At 58.8% G+C, this 19148-nt stretch carries 9 protein-coding genes, 2 tRNA genes and 2 rRNA genes; 12 read left to right on the forward strand and 1 reads right to left on the reverse strand.

Annotated elements, in window-relative coordinates; translation table 11 throughout:
• Positions 1 to 76 precede the first annotated feature (76 nt).
• The 10 genes from ACM1ZW_RS12410 (at position 77) to ACM1ZW_RS12455 (ending at position 15517) form a co-directional block, all read left to right on the forward strand.
• Positions 77 to 153, forward strand: a tRNA-Ile gene (locus ACM1ZW_RS12410).
• Between the two features lie 28 nt (positions 154 to 181).
• Positions 182 to 257 (forward strand) — tRNA-Ala (locus ACM1ZW_RS12415).
• Between the two features lie 236 nt (positions 258 to 493).
• Positions 494 to 3385: ribosomal RNA gene (locus ACM1ZW_RS12420) — 23S ribosomal RNA — on the forward strand.
• Between the two features lie 155 nt (positions 3386 to 3540).
• A 5S ribosomal RNA gene (rrf, locus tag ACM1ZW_RS12425) occupies positions 3541 to 3656 on the forward strand.
• A 154-nt stretch (positions 3657 to 3810) separates the two neighbouring features.
• Complete coding sequence (recC, locus tag ACM1ZW_RS12430) at positions 3811 to 7263, forward strand: exodeoxyribonuclease V subunit gamma (protein WP_416740627.1); 3453 nt, start codon at positions 3811 to 3813, stop codon at positions 7261 to 7263.
• Positions 7260 to 10952: an exodeoxyribonuclease V subunit beta gene (gene recB, locus ACM1ZW_RS12435; protein ID WP_416740628.1), complete on the forward strand. Its 3693-nt coding sequence runs from the start codon at positions 7260 to 7262 to the stop codon at positions 10950 to 10952. The genes recC and recB overlap by 4 nt, the downstream gene beginning before the upstream one ends.
• On the forward strand, positions 10949 to 13057 hold the full coding sequence (recD, locus tag ACM1ZW_RS12440) for an exodeoxyribonuclease V subunit alpha (protein WP_416740629.1): 2109 nt from the start codon (positions 10949 to 10951) through the stop codon (positions 13055 to 13057). The genes recB and recD overlap by 4 nt, the downstream gene beginning before the upstream one ends.
• Positions 13058 to 13176: 119 nt before the next feature.
• Positions 13177 to 13752, forward strand: coding sequence for a YfiR family protein (locus tag ACM1ZW_RS12445; RefSeq protein ID WP_414879316.1), 576 nt, complete (start codon positions 13177 to 13179; stop codon positions 13750 to 13752).
• Positions 13749 to 15017, forward strand: coding sequence for a diguanylate cyclase domain-containing protein (locus tag ACM1ZW_RS12450; protein WP_416740630.1), 1269 nt, complete (start codon positions 13749 to 13751; stop codon positions 15015 to 15017). Before ACM1ZW_RS12445 ends, ACM1ZW_RS12450 begins: the two co-directional genes overlap by 4 nt.
• The gene (locus ACM1ZW_RS12455) at positions 15017 to 15517 is read left to right on the forward strand and encodes an OmpA family protein (RefSeq protein WP_017336411.1); all 501 of its coding nucleotides are present in this window, start codon (positions 15017 to 15019) and stop codon (positions 15515 to 15517) included. Before ACM1ZW_RS12450 ends, ACM1ZW_RS12455 begins: the two co-directional genes overlap by 1 nt.
• On the opposite strand, the gene ACM1ZW_RS12460 is transcribed toward ACM1ZW_RS12455, so the two are convergent.
• Positions 15514 to 16461, reverse strand: a complete 948-nt coding sequence (locus ACM1ZW_RS12460) for a LysR family transcriptional regulator (protein ID WP_017336412.1) — start codon at positions 16459 to 16461, stop codon at positions 15514 to 15516. The two genes, ACM1ZW_RS12455 and ACM1ZW_RS12460, sit on opposite strands and share 4 nt — an antisense overlap.
• Before the next feature lie 162 nt (positions 16462 to 16623).
• Between ACM1ZW_RS12460 and ACM1ZW_RS12465 the strand changes: the two genes are divergently transcribed.
• The gene (locus tag ACM1ZW_RS12465; RefSeq protein WP_017336413.1) at positions 16624 to 18150 is read left to right on the forward strand and encodes a CoA-acylating methylmalonate-semialdehyde dehydrogenase; all 1527 of its coding nucleotides are present in this window, start codon (positions 16624 to 16626) and stop codon (positions 18148 to 18150) included.
• A 10-nt stretch (positions 18151 to 18160) separates the two neighbouring features.
• Positions 18161 to 19048, forward strand: coding sequence for a 3-hydroxyisobutyrate dehydrogenase (mmsB, locus tag ACM1ZW_RS12470; RefSeq protein WP_017336414.1), 888 nt, complete (start codon positions 18161 to 18163; stop codon positions 19046 to 19048).
• Positions 19049 to 19148: the final 100 nt, after the last annotated feature.

A 19148-nucleotide genomic window follows, 5' to 3' on the forward strand; every position in this document is an offset into this window, starting at 1 on the left:
GACATCAGCTGCTCCATAAGTTCCCACACGAATTGCTTGATTCATTGAAGAAGACGATAAGAAGCAGCCCGAAATTGGGTCTGTAGCTCAGTTGGTTAGAGCGCACCCCTGATAAGGGTGAGGTCGGCAGTTCGAATCTGCCCAGACCCACCAATTTTTGTGTGGGATCCTGTAGCAATACGGGGCCATAGCTCAGCTGGGAGAGCGCCTGCCTTGCACGCAGGAGGTCAACGGTTCGATCCCGTTTGGCTCCACCACTACTGCTTCTGATTGTATAAAGCTTAGAAATGAGCATTCCATCGTGATGGTGGTGAATGTTGATTTCTAGTCTTTGGCTAGATCGTTCTTTAAAAATTTGGGTATGTGATAGAAAGATAGACTGAACGTTACTTTCACTGGTAACGGATCAGGCTAAGGTAAAATTTGTGAGTTTAATCGCGAATTTTCGGCGAATGTCGTCTTCACAGTATAACCAGATTGCTTGGGGTTATATGGTCAAGTGAAGAAGCGCATACGGTGGATGCCTTGGCAGTCAGAGGCGATGAAAGACGTGGTAGCCTGCGAAAAGCTTCGGGGAGTCGGCAAACAGACTTTGATCCGGAGATGTCTGAATGGGGGAACCCACCTAACATAAGTTAGGTATCTTAAGCTGAATACATAGGCTTAAGAAGCGAACCAGGGGAACTGAAACATCTAAGTACCCTGAGGAAAAGAAATCAACCGAGATTCCCTTAGTAGTGGCGAGCGAACGGGGACTAGCCCTTAAGTGGCTTTGAGATTAGCGGAACGTTCTGGAAAGTGCGGCCATAGTGGGTGATAGCCCTGTACGCGAAAATCTCTTAGTCATGAAATCGAGTAGGACGGAGCACGAGAAACTTTGTCTGAATATGGGGGGACCATCCTCCAAGGCTAAATACTACTGACTGACCGATAGTGAACTAGTACCGTGAGGGAAAGGCGAAAAGAACCCCGGAGAGGGGAGTGAAATAGATCCTGAAACCGTATGCGTACAAGCAGTGGGAGCCCACTTTGTTGGGTGACTGCGTACCTTTTGTATAATGGGTCAGCGACTTATTTTCAGTGGCGAGCTTAACCGAATAGGGGAGGCGTAGCGAAAGCGAGTCTTAATAGGGCGTCTAGTCGCTGGGAATAGACCCGAAACCGGGCGATCTATCCATGGGCAGGTTGAAGGTTGGGTAACACTAACTGGAGGACCGAACCGACTACCGTTGAAAAGTTAGCGGATGACCTGTGGATCGGAGTGAAAGGCTAATCAAGCTCGGAGATAGCTGGTTCTCCTCGAAAGCTATTTAGGTAGCGCCTCATGTATCACTGTAGGGGGTAGAGCACTGTTTCGGCTAGGGGGTCATCCCGACTTACCAAACCGATGCAAACTCCGAATACCTACAAGTGCCGAGCATGGGAGACACACGGCGGGTGCTAACGTCCGTCGTGAAAAGGGAAACAACCCAGACCGTCAGCTAAGGTCCCAAAGTTATGGTTAAGTGGGAAACGATGTGGGAAGGCTTAGACAGCTAGGAGGTTGGCTTAGAAGCAGCCACCCTTTAAAGAAAGCGTAATAGCTCACTAGTCGAGTCGGCCTGCGCGGAAGATGTAACGGGGCTCAAACCATACACCGAAGCTACGGGTATCACTTAGGTGATGCGGTAGAGGAGCGTTCTGTAAGCCTGTGAAGGTGAGTTGAGAAGCTTGCTGGAGGTATCAGAAGTGCGAATGCTGACATGAGTAACGACAATGGGTGTGAAAAACACCCACGCCGAAAGACCAAGGTTTCCTGCGCAACGTTAATCGACGCAGGGTTAGTCGGTCCCTAAGGCGAGGCTGAAAAGCGTAGTCGATGGAAAACAGGTTAATATTCCTGTACTTCTGGTTATTGCGATGGAGGGACGGAGAAGGCTAGGCCAGCTTGGCGTTGGTTGTCCAAGTTTAAGGTGGTAGGCTGGAATCTTAGGTAAATCCGGGATTCTAAGGCCGAGAGCTGATGACGAGTGTTCTTTTAGAACACGAAGTGGTTGATGCCATGCTTCCAAGAAAAGCTTCTAAGCTTCAGGTAACCAGGAACCGTACCCCAAACCGACACAGGTGGTTGGGTAGAGAATACCAAGGCGCTTGAGAGAACTCGGGTGAAGGAACTAGGCAAAATGGCACCGTAACTTCGGGAGAAGGTGCGCCGGTGAGGGTGAAGGACTTGCTCCGTAAGCTCATGCCGGTCGAAGATACCAGGCCGCTGCGACTGTTTATTAAAAACACAGCACTCTGCAAACACGAAAGTGGACGTATAGGGTGTGACGCCTGCCCGGTGCCGGAAGGTTAATTGATGGGGTTAGCTAACGCGAAGCTCTTGATCGAAGCCCCGGTAAACGGCGGCCGTAACTATAACGGTCCTAAGGTAGCGAAATTCCTTGTCGGGTAAGTTCCGACCTGCACGAATGGCGTAACGATGGCGGCGCTGTCTCCACCCGAGACTCAGTGAAATTGAAATCGCTGTGAAGATGCAGTGTATCCGCGGCTAGACGGAAAGACCCCGTGAACCTTTACTATAGCTTTGCACTGGACTTTGAATTTGCTTGTGTAGGATAGGTGGGAGGCTTTGAAGCGTGGACGCCAGTTCACGTGGAGCCAACCTTGAAATACCACCCTGGCAACTTTGAGGTTCTAACTCAGGTCCGTTATCCGGATCGAGGACAGTGTATGGTGGGTAGTTTGACTGGGGCGGTCTCCTCCTAAAGAGTAACGGAGGAGTACGAAGGTGCGCTCAGACCGGTCGGAAATCGGTCGTAGAGTATAAAGGCAAAAGCGCGCTTGACTGCGAGACAGACACGTCGAGCAGGTACGAAAGTAGGTCTTAGTGATCCGGTGGTTCTGTATGGAAGGGCCATCGCTCAACGGATAAAAGGTACTCCGGGGATAACAGGCTGATACCGCCCAAGAGTTCATATCGACGGCGGTGTTTGGCACCTCGATGTCGGCTCATCACATCCTGGGGCTGAAGCCGGTCCCAAGGGTATGGCTGTTCGCCATTTAAAGTGGTACGCGAGCTGGGTTTAGAACGTCGTGAGACAGTTCGGTCCCTATCTGCCGTGGACGTTTGAGATTTGAGAGGGGCTGCTCCTAGTACGAGAGGACCGGAGTGGACGAACCTCTGGTGTTCCGGTTGTCACGCCAGTGGCATTGCCGGGTAGCTATGTTCGGAATAGATAACCGCTGAAAGCATCTAAGCGGGAAACTAGCCTCAAGATGAGATCTCACTGGGACCTTGAGTCCCCTGAAGGGCCGTCGAAGACTACGACGTTGATAGGTTGGGTGTGTAAGCGCTGTGAGGCGTTGAGCTAACCAATACTAATTGCCCGTGAGGCTTGACCATATAACACCCAAGCAATTTGCTGACTCGAAAGAGCACCAGATTGCGGTGTGTGAAGACGAAACGAACCGAAAGTTCGAGAACAAACACACAAACTATCGCATACCCATTCGCTGGAGCGTGAACCTGAAAAGGCCCACGACCTGGCTACCGAATTTCTTGACGACCATAGAGCATTGGAACCACCTGATCCCATCCCGAACTCAGCAGTGAAACGATGCATCGCCGATGGTAGTGTGGGGTTTCCCCATGTGAGAGTAGGTCATCGTCAAGATTAAATTCCGAAACCCCAATTGCGAAAGCAGTTGGGGTTTTGTTTTGCCCGCAGGAAAGTTCGTACAGCAACACCGGACGCCTTCCGGCTGTCACAGTCTCCCGACAATGCTAAGGTTCGGCCCTAGCTTTTGTATTTTTCCAAGGAAGCCTTTATGCCGGACGCAACGTCCCTCAGTGCTGGTTTTATGGTGGTTCACGGCAACCGCCTGGACGAGTTGCGCAGCCTGGTGGTCAGCTGGATGCGGCGCTACCCGCTGGCACCCTTGGAAAATGAAATCGCTTTGGTCCAGAGCAACGGCATCGCCCAATGGCTGAAGCTGGCACTGGCTGAGGATCCGAAAGAGGACGACATGGGCGGCTGCGGTATCGCCGCAGCGATCGATGTGCAGTTACCGGGCAGCTTCATGTGGCAGCTCTATCGCATGGTCCTGGGCCGAGATGAAATCCCTGTCAAATCCCTGCTCGATAAAGCCCCACTGACCTGGCGCCTCATGCGCCTGCTTCCACAGTTGATCGATCAGCCACACTTCGAACCTCTGCAACGCTTCCTTACCCATGACACCGATTTGCGCAAACGCTATCAATTAGCCGAGCGACTGGCTGACCTGTTTGATCAATACCAGGTATACCGAGCTGACTGGCTCGAGGACTGGGCAGAAGGTCGTCATCAATTACGCAACGGTCGAGGTGAAGCGAAAGCCCTGACTGCGGCAAACTGCTGGCAGGCAGAATTGTGGCGTGCACTGTTGCTGGATGTCGGTGAACAAGGCATGGCGCAAAGCCGTGCCGGCGTCCATCAACGATTTATCGAGCGTATCAACAGCCTCGACGTTGCGCCTGATGGACTTCCCTCGCGGGTGATCGTTTTCGGTATTTCTTCACTTCCCGCCCAGGCGCTTGAAGCGCTCGCCGGGCTGGCTCGTTTCAGTCAGGTTTTGCTGTGCGTTCATAATCCGTGTCGCCACCATTGGGCGGACATCGTCGCTGATAAAGACCTGTTACGGCATCAATACAAACGTCAGGCTCGCAAGAGCGGCATGCCGGTTGTCCTGGATCCGCAAACCCTGCATCAGCATGCCCATCCCCTCTTGGCTGCGTGGGGCAAGCAGGGGCGGGACTACATCAATCTGCTCGATAGCTACGACGATCCCAACAGCTATCGCTCGGCATTTCGTGACGGGAGAATCGACCTGTTCAGTGACAGTCAGCCACTGAGCATGCTCAATCAATTGCAGGACGACATTCTTGAATTACGCCCTCTGTATGAAACGCGTGAACGCTGGCCGGCAGTCGATCCAAAAGTGGATCAATCAATCCGATTTCACATCGCCCATAGCGCCCAGCGAGAGGTGGAGATCCTTCACGACCAGTTGCTCGCCCGTTTCAGTGCAGATCCCGATTTAAGGCCTCGCGACGTCATTGTGATGGTCCCGGATATCGACAGCTATGCCCCGCATATTCGTGCAGTATTCGGGCAGCTTGAACGCAATGACCCGCGCTTCATTCCCTTCACGCTCGCAGACCAGGGGCAACGTGGCCGTGACCCGCTGCTGATCGCTGTCGAACATCTGCTTAAACTGCCGGACAGTCGATTCCCCGTCAGCGAAATCCTCGACCTGCTGGATGTTCCGGCCCTGCGCACTCGCTTTGGTGTGGAGGAGCGAGACCTGCCGACCCTGCATCGCTGGATCGAAGGCGCTGGCATTCGTTGGGGTATGAACGCCGGGCAACGGGCAGGTTTGGGCCTGCCTCAGGAGCTGGAACAGAACAGTTGGCGTTTTGGACTGCGTCGGATGCTGCTTGGCTACGCCGTGGGAAGCGGCAGCGCTTGCGAAGGCATCGAGCCCTACGACGAGATCGGTGGTCTGGATGCCGCACTCATCGGTCCACTGGTTGCTTTGTTGGACGCGCTGGAGATTGCCCATCAGGAGCTCTCGCGACCGGCGCCGCCCAAGCAATGGGGTATACGGTTGCAGGCGCTGGTGCAGTTGTTTTTCCAGGCCAGCAATGAACATGACGACTACCTGCTGGCCCAGCTCGAGGAGTTGCGTGAAACCTGGCTTGAGACTTGCGAGTCCGTCGGTTTGCATGACGAGCTACCGTTGACGGTCGTTCGTGAAGCCTGGCTCGCCGGACTTGATCAAGGTCGATTGTCCCAGCGCTTTCTCGCCGGCGCAGTCAATTTCTGCACGTTGATGCCGATGCGCGCGATCCCGTTCAAACTGGTCTGTCTGCTCGGCATGAATGACGGCGATTATCCGCGCGCGCAACCGCCTTTGGACTTCGACCTCATGGGCAGCGATTATCGACCGGGTGACCGTTCGCGCCGAGAAGATGATCGCTATCTGCTGCTGGAGGCACTGCTGTCGGCATGTGACCAGCTCTATATCAGTTGGGTTGGCCGTAGCATTCGCGATAACAGCGAGCGTCCCGCATCCGTATTGATCGGTCAGTTGCGTGACCATCTGGCCAGTGGCTGGCGATTGCGCAATGCAGATGAAGATCTGCTTGAGGCCATGACTCAGGAACATCCGTTGCAACCGTTCAGCGCCCGTTACTTCCATGAAGGCGATGATCTGTTCAGCTTCGCCAACGAATGGCAGGTGCTTCATCAGTCTGGTGAGCCAGTTATCGATAACAACATCCTGGACGCTTACGTTCAGGAAGAGCCGTTGAGCCTCGGTCAGTTGCAGGATTTCCTGCGCAATCCTGTGCGACATTTCTTCAGCCAGCGATTGAAGGTGTTCTTCGAAGCCGCTGAAGTGCCGCTGGCCGATGAAGAGCCCTTTGTACTTGATGCGCTGCAACGCTATAGCCTCAGCGACAGTTTGCTCGGCGCCGCGCTGGCACAGCTTGAACGTGTGGATGAGGTGTTGGATGCGCATGCCAAACGCCTGCAAAACAGCGGTCTGCTGCCCATGGCCGGTTTTGGCGAATGCCTGCAACGAGAGTTGATCGAGCCGTTACCGGATCTGCTGCAACGCTATCAACAGCTACTGGCGTTATGGCCCACGCCACTCACCAGCGCTCTGCCGGTCAATCTCGAACTTCAAGGTCTGCGTCTGGAAGGATGGCTCAGCGGTCTGCATCAACGCGCAGACGGCGGATTGTTGTCGGTCACTACGATCCCCAACAGCATCGGTTCGATCAAATCCCGCAAGTGGCATCGTCTGACACGACCCTGGGTCAATCATCTGGTTGCCTGCGCCAGTGGTATGGAGATGACCACTGCACTGGTGGCCAGTGACGACAGTCTGTTACTCGGCCCGATTGAAAAAAATACCGCATCCCTAATCCTGGGCGACCTGTTGATGGCCTGGCAAACGGGCATGCGCCAGCCTCTGCCCATTGCGGTGAAAACTGCATTTGCCTGGCTCGCTCAGACCGACCTGGCCAAAGCCGATGCCGCTGGCCGCAAAGCTTATGAAGGCGATGGCATGACCACGGATGGCGAGCGTCGGGAAAGTCCCGCGCTCGCCCGACAGTTCGCTGACTACGACGCACTGATCGCCGACGAGACTTTCCCTGATTGGTGCAACGCTTTGTACAAACCGATGCTTGAAGCGCCGTGGCGCTCATTGAGCAGCGAGGAAGCACGCTCATGACCGCGAAAACACCGCTGGCCCTGGCATTCCCGCTGCGCGGCAGTCAACTGATCGAAGCCAGTGCCGGCACCGGGAAAACCTTCACTATTTCCGCGCTGTACCTACGCCTGGTCCTCGGCCACGGTGGCGAATCGAGTGGCTTCGGGCGTGAATTGTTACCGCCGCAAATCCTCGTCGTGACCTTCACTGACGCCGCGACCAAGGAGCTGCGCGAACGCATTCGAACGCGCCTGGCAGAAGCCGCGCGGTTTTTCCGCGATGAAACTCCGCCGCCGGATGCGCTGATCGCGGAGTTGCGTGATCAGTACCTTCCGGAGCAGTGGCCCGGATGCGCGAATCGTCTGGACATCGCTGCCCAGTGGATGGATGAAGCGGCTGTCTCGACCATCCACAGCTGGTGTCAGCGGATGTTGCGCGAGCATGCGTTCGACAGCGGCAGCCTGTTTACCCAGACCCTGGAAACCGATCACAGCGATTTGCTGGGCGAAGTCCTGCGCGATTACTGGCGATTGTTCTGCTACCCGATGCAAGGCGATGCGCTGAACTGGGTGCGTGGTAATTGGGGCGGTCCGGCGGCGCTGTTGCCACGCGTCCGTGGATTATTCGCCAGTGAGCGCGACAGCGTCGAAGGAAAAGAGCCTGCGGAGCTGATCAACGAATGTCTGCAGGAGCGCCGGGCAGCCTTGATCGAACTCAAAATGCCCTGGCGTCAGTGGGCCGACGAGTTGCTTGCGATCTGTCACGAGGGTGTTGCGAGCAAAAGCGTCGATGGACGCAAGATGCAGGCGCGCTACTTCGAACCCTGGTTCGAAAAGTTAAAGGCCTGGGCCGAAGACGAATTGCTTGAGCAGTTGGATATTGGCACGGGCTTCACCCGCCTGACCCCTGAGGGCATGGCTGAAGCGTGGAAAAAAGGCGAAGTCCCCCACCATCCGGGACTGGACGCCATGCCGGGCCTCAAGGCCAGTCTCGATGGATTGCCGACTCCCGATGCCGCGGTTCTGCAACACGCCGCCCAGTGGGTGGGCGCACGGTTCGAGGCGGAAAAACGTCGTCGCGCGGAAATGGGCTTCGATGACATGTTGCTGCGCCTCGATGCCGCATTGCAATCCGAGGGTGGCGAACGCCTGGCGACCTTGATCCGCGAACAGTTTCCGGTGGCGTTGATCGACGAGTTCCAGGACACCGACCCGGTGCAGTACCGAATCTTCGAAAGCATCTATCGCATCGAAGACAACAACCCCGAATGCGGCCTGTTCCTGATCGGCGACCCAAAGCAGGCGATCTATGCCTTCCGTGGTGCCGATATCTATACCTACCTGCGCGCTCGTCAAGCCACCGCAGGCCGACTGCATACACTGGGGACCAACTTCCGTTCCAGCCATGGCATGGTCGGTGCGGTGAACCATGTGTTTGCGCGCGCCGAGTCGTGCGAGGCCGGTCGGGGTGCGTTCCTGTTTCGCGAACGGAATGGCGATAACCCCGTGCCGTTTCTGCCGGTCGCCTCCCAGGGACGCAAAGAAGTGTTGAGCATCGGGGGGCAGGTTGTACCCGCGTTGAACATCTGGCATTTGTCCGCCGACCAGCCCCTGTCGGGCGCGGTTTACCGACAGCAATTGGCTGCCGCTTGCGCCAGTGAAATCACCGCGTTGCTGAACGGCGGACAGCAAGGCAAGGCGGGTTTTATCCAGGACGGCAAGGACTTCAGGGGCCTGTTGCCGGCGGATATCGCAATTCTGGTGCGCGACGGTAAAGAAGCTCAGGCCGTACGCGCCGAACTCTCCGCCCGTGGTGTGCGCAGCGTTTATCTGTCGGACAAGGATTCCGTGTTCGCCGCCCAGGAAGCCCACGATCTGCTGACCTGGCTCAAGGCGTGTGCCGAGCCGGATGTCGAGCGTCCGTTGCGGGCCGCGCTGGCGAGCATCACGTTGAACCTGTCGCTGGCAGAACTTGAACGGTTGAATCAGGACGAGCTGGCCTGGGAAGCGCGGGTCATGCAGTTCCGTGGTTATCGCGAGCTCTGGCGCAAGCAAGGCGTGCTGCCCATGCTGCGTCGTTTGCTGCATGACTTCCAGCTGCCTCAGGCATTGATTGCGCGCAGTGACGGCGAGCGGGTGCTGACCAACTTGCTGCACCTGTCCGAGTTGCTGCAACAGGCGGCCGCCGAACTGGATGGCGAGCAAGCGTTGATCCGGCACTTGTCCGAACATCTGGCGCTGTCCGGTCAGGCGGGTGAGGAACAGATCCTGCGTCTTGAAAGTGACGAGCAACTGGTCAAGGTCGTGACCATTCACAAGTCCAAGGGGCTTGAGTATCCCTTGGTGTTTCTGCCATTCGTGTGTTCGGCGAAACCGGTGGACGGAAGCCGTTTGCCGCTGCATTACCACGATGAAGCGGGCAATGCTCGAGTGACCCTCAAGCCCACGCCCGAGTTGATCGCGCTGGCGGATGATGAGCGGCTGGCCGAGGATCTGCGTTTGCTTTATGTCGCCTTGACCCGGGCTCAACATGCCTGCTGGCTCGGTGTCACTGACCTCAAGCGCGGTAATAACAACAGTTCGGTGTTGCACCTCTCTGCGTTGGGTTATCTGTTGGGGGGCGGTGCTCCATTGGTGGAGTCGCAAGGTTTGAAGCGTTGGCTGGAAGACCTGCAGCAGGATTGTCCCGCGCTGAATTACAGTGAGATGCCTGAAAAGACGGATGAGCATTACCATCCGCCGCAGAACGATGCGAGCTTGCTCGCCCCCCTGATCCCCAAGCGCAAAGCCAGCGAAAACTGGTGGATTGCCTCCTACAGCGCCCTTCGCATAGGCGACAGCCTGAGCGTGGGCAGTGATGAAGCACCGGAAAACCCGCAGGCGCAAAAGCTGTTCGACGACGAGCGCCTCGATCCTGAAGCGCCGCGCGAAGTGATCGCCGGCGGTGCCGATATCCATCGGTTCCCGCGTGGTCCGAATCCCGGCACCTTTCTTCATGGTTTGCTTGAGTGGGCGGGTGACGAAGGTTTTGCCGCCACGCCGCGGGCCGTGGAAGACGCGATTGCCCGTCGCTGCAACCGTCGTGGCTGGGAAGGCTGGATCACCACGCTGAGCGATTGGCTGCAGCACTTGCTCAAGTCGCCGCTGCACATCGGCGCTGGGCAGGCGCCCGTGATTTTTGGGCAACTGAAACAATACCGTGTCGAGATGGAGTTCTGGTTCGCCAGCCATAAGGTCGATGTGCTCAAACTCGACGAGCTGGTCCGCCAACATACCCACAACGGCGTCGCCCGTGTTGCGGCCGAACCGGTACTGCTCAATGGCATGTTCAAAGGCTTCATCGACCTGACTTTCGAGCACGATGGTCGCTATTACGTCGCCGATTACAAATCCAACTGGCTGGGCGTCGATGACATGGCCTACACCGAGCAGGCGATGGAACAGTCGATCCTGGATAATCGCTACGACCTGCAATACGTGCTGTACCTGTTGGCCCTGCATCGTCAGCTCAAGGCGCGGCTTGCCGATTACGATTACGACCGGCATGTCGGAGGGGCGTTGTATCTGTTTCTGCGCGGCACGCGCTCATCCAGTCAGGGCGTGTATTTTGCCCGTCCGCCACGGGAACTGATCGAGCGTCTGGACCGGCTGTTCCAGGGCAAGCCGGAACCCAAAGCCGAACCGGCCTGGGAACAGGGAGTATTGCTATGAGCCGCACCTTTGCCGATGTGTTGCCCACGCCGTTGGCAGCCGAAAGCCTGGCAAGTCTGGCGCCGTTGAGTCGCGCCGATGATTTGCTGTCGTTGCTCACGCGCTGGGTCGAGCGCGGCTGGTTGCGAGCGCTGGACAAAGCCTTCGTTGCCTTTTTGCACGAACTCGCCCCCGACGATGATCCGCTGGTGCTGCTGGCGGCGGCATTGACCAGTCATCAACTGGGCCACGGTCACGTCTGCCTGGATCTGTTCGAGACGCTCAAGGCGCCGGATTTCGCCCTGTCGTTGCCGCCGGAAGGCGACCTGCAAAGTGGTGCGATGTTGCTGCCTTCGCAATTGCTTGAGACGCTGGACGGCGCCCACTGGTGCAAGGTCCTGGCCTCCAGCCGGCTGGTCGCATTGGCGGCCGATGGCAGCGAAACGGCGTTGCAAAGGCCGTTGGTGTTGTCGGGAAAGCGCCTGTACTTGCGCCGTTACTGGGTGTACGAGCGACGTATCGATAACGCGCTGCGCCTGCGTCTGGCAGAACACGAGTCCACACCGAATGACTTGCCTCAACGCCTCACCGGTCTGTTCGGCCCGGCCCGGCCCGGCGAACTGATCGACTGGCAGAAACTCGCGTGTGCCTTGGCGACCCGCAGTGCATTCAGCATCGTCACTGGCGGTCCCGGAACCGGCAAGACCACCACGGTCGTGCGTTTGCTGGCGCTGTTGCAGGCACCGGCGGTGGAGGCTGGCAAACCACTGCGCATCCGTCTTGCGGCCCCCACCGGCAAAGCGGCGGCGCGGCTGACGGAATCCATCAGCCAGCAAGTCCGGACGCTGGAAGTGGCCGAGGCCGTGCGAGAAAAAATTCCGTCAGACGTCACCACCGTGCACCGCCTGCTCGGCAGCCGTCCCGGTACCCGACACTTTCGGCACCACGCCGGTAATCGCTTGCCGCTGGATGTCTTGGTGGTCGACGAAGCCTCGATGATCGACCTGGAGATGATGGCCAATCTGCTCGACGCGATGCCGGCTCATGCACGACTGGTGCTGCTCGGTGACAAGGATCAACTGGCATCGGTGGAAGCCGGCGCCGTGCTGGGCGATTTGTGCCGCGACGCCGAGGCAGGTTGGTACAGCCCGCAGACCCGACAGTGGCTGGAAGCGGTCAGTGGTGAACACCTCGAAACCAGCGGTTTGCAGCAAGACACTCACGGGACTCATCCGCTGGCCCAGCAGGTCGTGATGCTGCGCCACTCGCGCCGGTTCGGCGAGGGCAGTGGCATTGGCCAACTGGCTCGCTGGGTCAATCAGCAACAACCCGAAGAAGCTCGCAAGTTGTTGGCGGCCGGAAACCACGATGATGTGTTTTCCCTGCCTCTCAAAGGTGAGCACGACAGGGCACTGGAGCGCTTGTTGCTCGAAGGCCATGGCGATGGACCGCAAGGGTATCGGCATTACCTGAGCCTGCTGCGCAGTCGGCGACCGTCGCTCGACAGCACCCTCGAGGATCCGCGCTGGACCGATTGGGCTCGCGACGTGTTGCAAGCCTTCGATGCCTTCCAGTTACTGTGCGCCGTGCGCAAGGGACCATGGGGCGTGGAAGGCCTGAATCAGCGAGTGACCGATGCGCTGCTCAAGGCCAGGCTGATCGACAGCAATCAACAGTGGTACGAAGGTCGGCCAGTGCTGATGACCCGCAACGACTATGGCCTGGGCTTGATGAACGGCGACATCGGCATTGCGCTCAAGCTGCCGGAGCGCGAGGGACCCGAGGCGGGGCGTCAAGTGCTGCGCGTGGCCTTCCCGCGTAACGACGGCCAGGGCGGCGTGCGCTTTGTCCTGCCGAGCCGGCTGAATGATGTCGAAACGGTGTACGCCATGACCGTGCACAAGTCCCAGGGCTCCGAGTTCGCCCATACGGCGCTGATTTTGCCGGACGCCCTGAACCCGGTTCTGACCAAGGAGCTGATCTACACCGGCATCACCCGCGCCAAACACTGGTTTACTTTGATCGAACCGCGTAGCGGCGTGTTTGAGGAGGCCGTGCGACGCAAGGTCAAGCGCCTGAGCGGGCTGATGCTGGAATTGGAAGAGGCCATACCGCCGGGGGATTGAGGACGGCAGCGCCAGACGACGGAAACTGTCCGAAGTGCCGTCTTGCGCTGCCTCGCGAGCGTTTCGACGCTATGCTATCGTTGCGGCATCATCCCGTTACGACCGAATGGAATCCCTGCATGAAAGTGGCTGTCTGGACGACAGAGCACATTGTTGCCTGCAAGCGAGTCATGCTGGCAGGCGTTCTCTGTTTGCTCAGTGGCCTCGTGTTCGCGCAAGCGCAAACGCCCCCCGGCATGGCCGATCAACGCGCCCAAGCCGTTACGCAGGTTGTACTCGGCATCCTCAGTTATGCCCGTTGGCCTGTTGAGCCAGCACAACTGCGTTTGTGCATAGTGGGCCCCACCGAATACACCGACGATTTGGTCAAGGGCACGACCCAGGCCACCGGCCGTCCTGTCACCGTGCGTCGGTTGCTGGCGGATAGCCCGTCGATTGTCGGTGAGTGCGACGCGGTGTACATCGGCAAACTGACCAGCGAGGAACGCAGCCGGCTCTTCGCTTCGCTGGCGGGGCGGCCGGTGCTGAGCATCAGCGAAAGCGACGACCAATGCACCGTCGGCAGCCTGTTCTGCCTGCGAGTCGGCGATGAGCAAGTGTCCTTCGAGGTCAACCTCGATTCCGTCGCCCGCAGCGGCGTGAGAATTCACCCCAGTGTGCTGCAACTGTCCCGCCGCAAGCCGGCGGCACCATGACGCTATTCAAACCGGATAGTCGTCCGACCTTGCGCTCCGTCATCGGTCGCGGTCATTTGATCGTCGCACTGGTGGGCGTGGCCATGGCCAGTGTTTCGCTGACGTTGCTGGGCGTGCTGGCCTTGCGGGTTTACGCCGACCACAACCTGCACCTGATTGCACGCTCCATCAACTACACCGTGGAAGCGGCGGTGGTGTTCAATGACAAGGCAGCCGCCACGGAGGCGCTGGCATTGATCGCGTCCACCGAAGAAGTGGCTGATGCCCAGGTGCTGGACGAGCAAGGCAAGTTGTTGGCCCGTTGGCAGCGACCGGAAACCGGATTTTTCTCGGACCTGGAAATGCATATGGCCAAGGCGTTTCTGGAAAAGCCGATCAGCATGCCGATTGTCCATCAGGGCCAGGAAATCGGCAGTGTCCAGCTCATTGGTCACGGTGGCAGCCTGATGCGTTTTTTGCTCAGCGGACTGGTGGGGATCGTTCTGTGTACCGCTGTCAGCGCCTGGGTGGCGCTGTATCTCGCACGCCGACAACTTCGCGGGATCACCGGCCCACTGCGCAGCCTGGCTTGCGTGGCTCACGCTGCACGCAGCGACCGTGCCTTCGACCGGCGTGTGCCACCGGCGGCCATTGCCGAACTCGACAACCTGGGCAACGACTTCAATGCCTTGCTCGATGAACTCGAATCCTGGCAGACCCACCTGCAAAGCGAAAACGAAACCCTGGCCCACCAGGCCAGCCATGACAGCCTCACCGGGCTACCGAACCGGGCGTTTTTCGAAGGCCGGCTGAGTCGTTCGCTGCGCAACGCCAACAAACTCAACGAGCGCGTGGCGGTGCTGTTTCTCGACAGCGACCGATTCAAGGAGATCAACGATAACTTCGGTCACGCCGCCGGCGATGCGGTGCTGGTGGCCGTGGCCAATCGGGTTCGTGCGCAGCTGCGCGAAGACGATCTGGTGGCGCGTCTGGGGGGCGATGAATTTGCCGTCCTGCTGACCCCGCTGCACATGACCGAAGACGCCGAGCGTATCGCCGACAAAATCCTAGAAAGCATGGAAATGCCGATCCCGTTGCCGGGGACCAGCCAGGTGCTGACCTCTCTCAGTATCGGCATCGCCGTGTACCCTGATCATGGAACGACACCGGGGGCGCTGCTCAATGCTGCCGATGCGGCCATGTACCAAGCCAAGCGCCTCGCCAGGGGGGCTCAGCACACGTCAGGGTCGGAGCACCCTGTCGCCGATATTCAAACCAGGAGCTAATGCCCGTGTTTTCACTCCCTCTGCGATTTTTCACGATGACCCTGTTCATGGCCGTGCTGGCATTGGCCGGTTGCCAGACGGCGCCGCAAAAAGGCCTGACCCCGGCGCAGGTCGCGGTGCTCAAACAACAAGGTTTCGAGTTGACCGACGAGGGCTGGGCGTTTGGGCTGTCCGGCAAAGTCTTGTTTGGCAGTGACGTCGAAAAACTCAATGCGCAGAGCACCGAGATCGTCGAGCGCATTGGCAAGGCGCTGTTGGGGGTCGGAATCGAGCGGGTACGGGTCGATGGTCACACCGACGCGTCGGGTAAAGAATCGTATAACGAACAGCTATCCGTGCGCCGCGCGAAAAGCGTTGGCATGGTTCTGACCTCGGTGGGCATGAACGAACAAAACATCCAGCTGCGTGGCTTCGGCAGCAGTCAGCCCGTCGCCTCCAACGACACCGCCGCTGGCCGAACCGAGAACCGCCGGGTGTCGATTGTGGTCAGCGCCGATTAGTCGGCGAACACCATGTCCCGTCGCTCACCCATCAACAGACCCTGATTCTGCTCAGTCACCTCCCGGATGTAATCCCACAACAGGGTAATCCGCTTGAGCTTGCGCAGGTCCTCGCGGCAGTACATCCAGAACTGCCGGGTGATGTTGATCTCTTCCGGCAACACCGGCAGCAGACGCGGATCCTGCGCGGCGAGGAAGCACGGCAGAATTGCCAGTGACCGCCCCTGCTGCGCCGCCACGAACTGTGCGATCACGCTGGTGCTGCGCAGATTGGCGCTGGCACCGGGTAGCACGTTTGCCAGGTACAACAGCTCCGAGCTGAACGCCAGGTCGTCGACATAACTGATGAATGAATGCTTGCCCAAGTCTGCCGGGCGGCGGATGGGCGGGTGTTTGTCCAGGTAGTCCTGGGTCGCGTACAGCTGCAATTTGTAGTCGCAGAGTTTGCAGCAGACATAGGGGCCATGCTCGGGGCGCTCCAGCGCAATGACGATGTCCGCCTCACGCTTGGACAGGCTGATGAAGTGCGGCAATGGCAGGATGTCCACCGAGATCGCCGGATAGGCATCGACGAAATGGCTCAGCTGCGGGGTGATGAAAAAGCTGCCGAACCCTTCCGTGCAGCCCATCCGCACGTGCCCGGAGAGCGCGACGCCAGAGCCTGATACTTGCTCGCAGGCCATGTGCAGGGTGCTTTCGATCGACTCGGCGTAACCGAGCAATCGCTGACCTTCAGCCGTCAGCACGAAACCGCTGGTCCGGGACTTTTCAAAAAGCAGCGTGCCCAACGCCGCTTCCAGCGAACTGATACGCCGCGACACAGTGGTGTAGTCCACCGCCAGGCGCTTGGCCGCGGTGCTGGCCTTGCGGGTGCGGGCGACTTCGAGGAAAAACTTGAGGTCATCCCAGTTCAGCGAGCCTAGGGACGTGATGTTTTTTTGCATGATGGACCGGCTTTTATGTGCGTTCTTATTAGAAGTTTGCACATCTATACTCCAAAAACAGTCCGATAACCAATTCGCGACACACGCCTCATCTCAAGGCGACTTTCTCGCCTTGGCTCCCTAGATAGCTCTCTAAATAAGAACAATGTCCCGGAGACCAACATGAACGCATCGCTCACGCCAAACGAAACCACTGTGCAAAAGGTCAAGCTGTTGATCGACGGCGAGTGGGTCGAGTCCCAGACCAGCGAATGGCACGACATCGTCAACCCGGCGACCCAACAAGTGCTGGCCAAGGTTCCGTTCGCCACGGCGCAGGAAGTCGACGCCGCGATCAGTGCCGCCCATCGCGCCTTTCAGACCTGGAAGCTGACCCCGATCGGCGCGCGCATGCGCATCATGCTCAAGCTCCAGGCGTTGATCCGCGAGCACTCCAAACGCATCGCCGTGGTGCTCAGCAACGAGCAGGGCAAAACCATTGCCGACGCTGAAGGCGACATTTTCCGTGGCCTGGAAGTGGTCGAACACGCCTGCTCCATCGGCAGCCTGCAAATGGGTGAATTCGCCGAGAACGTCGCGGGCGGCGTCGATACCTACACCCTGCGTCAGCCCATCGGCGTTTGCGCCGGCATCACCCCGTTCAACTTCCCGGCGATGATCCCGCTGTGGATGTTCCCGATGGCCATCGCCTGCGGCAACACCTTTGTGCTCAAGCCGTCCGAACAGGACCCGATGTCGACCATGCTGCTGGTGGAACTGGCAATCGAGGCCGGCGTTCCGGCAGGCGTGCTTAACGTGGTGCATGGCGGCAAGGACGTGGTGGACGCGCTCTGCACCCACAAAGACATCAAGGCTGTTTCCTTCGTTGGTTCGACTGCGGTCGGTACTCACGTCTACGACTTGGCCGGCAAACACGGCAAGCGCGTGCAATCGATGATGGGCGCGAAAAACCACGCCGTGGTTCTGCCAGATGCCAATCGCGTACAAGCACTGAATGCGCTGGTCGGCGCCGGTTTCGGCGCAGCGGGCCAACGTTGTATGGCCACGTCCGTGGTGGTGCTGGTGGGCGCGGCCAAACAATGGTTGCCGGACCTGAAAGCGCTGGCGCAAAAACTCACCGTGAATGCCGGCAGCGAGCCGGGCACTGACGTTGGCCCGGTGATCTCGAAAAAAGCCAAACAGCGGATCCTCGATCTGATCGAGAGCGGCATCAAGGAAGGCGCCAAGCTGGAGCTGGATGGTCGCGACGTCACCGTTCCAGGCTTCGAGAAGGGCAACTTTGTCGGCCCGACCCTGTTCTCCGGCGTGACCACCGACATGCAGATCTACACCCAGGAAATTTTCGGCCCGGTGCTGGTGGTGCTGGAGGTCAACACGCTCGACGAGGCCATCGCACTGGTCAACGCCAACCCGTTCGGTAACGGCACCGGCCTGTTCACCCAAAGCGGTGCGGCGGCGCGCAAATTCCAGAGCGAAATCGATGTCGGCCAGGTCGGCATCAACATCCCGATTCCGGTGCCGGTCCCGTTCTTCAGCTTCACCGGTTCGCGCGGTTCCAAACTCGGCGACCTCGGCCCGTATGGCAAGCAAGTGGTGCAGTTCTACACTCAGACCAAGACAGTCACCAGTCGCTGGTTCGATGACGACAGCGTCAACGACGGTGTGAACACCACCATCAACTTGCGTTAAGGAGCCGGACATGAAAATCGCTTTTATCGGTCTCGGCAACATGGGCGCGCCGATGGCGCGCAACCTGATCAAGGCCGGCCATTCGCTGCGGCTGGTCGACCTGAACAAAACCGTTCTGGCCGAGCTGGAACAACTGGGCGGCAGCATCAGCGCGACAGCCCGTGAAGCCGCTCAAGGTGCAGAACTGGTGATCACCATGCTGCCTGCCGCTGTGCACGTGCGCAGTGTGTGGCTAGGTGAAGACGGCGTGCTGGCGGGGATCGCCAAAGGTGTGCCGGCCGTGGATTGCAGCACCATCGATCCGCAGACGGCGCGTGATGTAGCCGCTGCGGCAGCCAAACAGGGCGTGGCAATGGCCGACGCGCCGGTGTCTGGTGGCACTGGCGGCGCAGCGGCCGGGACGCTGACCTTCATGGTCGGCGCCACCCCCGAACTGTTTGCCACTCTGCAACCGGTGCTGGCGCAGATGGGTCGCAACATCGTCCATTGCGGCGAAGTCGGCACCGGGCAAATCGCCAAGATCTGCAACAACCTGCTGCTGGCGATCTCCATGGTCGGCGTCAGCGAAGCCATGGCGCTGGGTGATGCGCTCGGAATCGACACCACGGTGCTCGCCGGGATCATCAACAGTTCCACGGGGCGTTGCTGGAGTTCCGAGATGTACAACCCGTGGCCGGGCATCGTCGAAACGGCGCCGGCCTCGCGTGGTTATACCGGTGGTTTTGGTGCCGAACTGATGCTCAAGGATCTGGGGCTGGCCACGGAAGCGGCCCGTCAGGCGCACCAACCGGTGGTGCTCGGCGCGGTGGCCCAGCAGTTGTATCAGGCGATGAGTCAGCGTGGGGAGGGTGGCAAGGACTTCTCGGCGATCATCAACAGCTATCGCAAACCCCAATAAGGGCTTTGGTGAGGGGCTTTGGTGGTGAGGGAGCTTGCTCCCGCTGGTTCGCGAAGCGGACCCGTTCGGGGTTAATGCGGTGTATCGGTTAGGGCGCATT

The sequence above is a fragment of the Pseudomonas sp. NFX71 genome (assembly GCF_048079215.1).
Taxonomy (GTDB): Bacteria; Pseudomonadota; Gammaproteobacteria; order Pseudomonadales; family Pseudomonadaceae; genus Aquipseudomonas; species Aquipseudomonas fluorescens_B.

Bases quoted from the DNA above. Each gene is read 5' to 3' on its own strand.
- recC (WP_416740627.1), top strand. From the start codon at position 3,811: ATGCCGGACGCAACGTCCCTCAGTGCTGGTTTTATGGTGGTTCACGGC.
- recB (WP_416740628.1), top strand. From the start codon at position 7,260: ATGACCGCGAAAACACCGCTGGCCCTGGCATTCCCGCTGCGCGGCAGT.
- recD (WP_416740629.1), top strand. From the start codon at position 10,949: ATGAGCCGCACCTTTGCCGATGTGTTGCCCACGCCGTTGGCAGCCGAA.
- ACM1ZW_RS12445 (WP_414879316.1), top strand. From the start codon at position 13,177: ATGAAAGTGGCTGTCTGGACGACAGAGCACATTGTTGCCTGCAAGCGA.
- ACM1ZW_RS12450 (WP_416740630.1), top strand. From the start codon at position 13,749: ATGACGCTATTCAAACCGGATAGTCGTCCGACCTTGCGCTCCGTCATC.
- ACM1ZW_RS12455 (WP_017336411.1), top strand. From the start codon at position 15,017: ATGCCCGTGTTTTCACTCCCTCTGCGATTTTTCACGATGACCCTGTTC.
- ACM1ZW_RS12460 (WP_017336412.1), bottom strand. From the start codon at position 16,461: ATGCAAAAAAACATCACGTCCCTAGGCTCGCTGAACTGGGATGACCTC.
- ACM1ZW_RS12465 (WP_017336413.1), top strand. From the start codon at position 16,624: ATGAACGCATCGCTCACGCCAAACGAAACCACTGTGCAAAAGGTCAAG.
- mmsB (WP_017336414.1), top strand. From the start codon at position 18,161: ATGAAAATCGCTTTTATCGGTCTCGGCAACATGGGCGCGCCGATGGCG.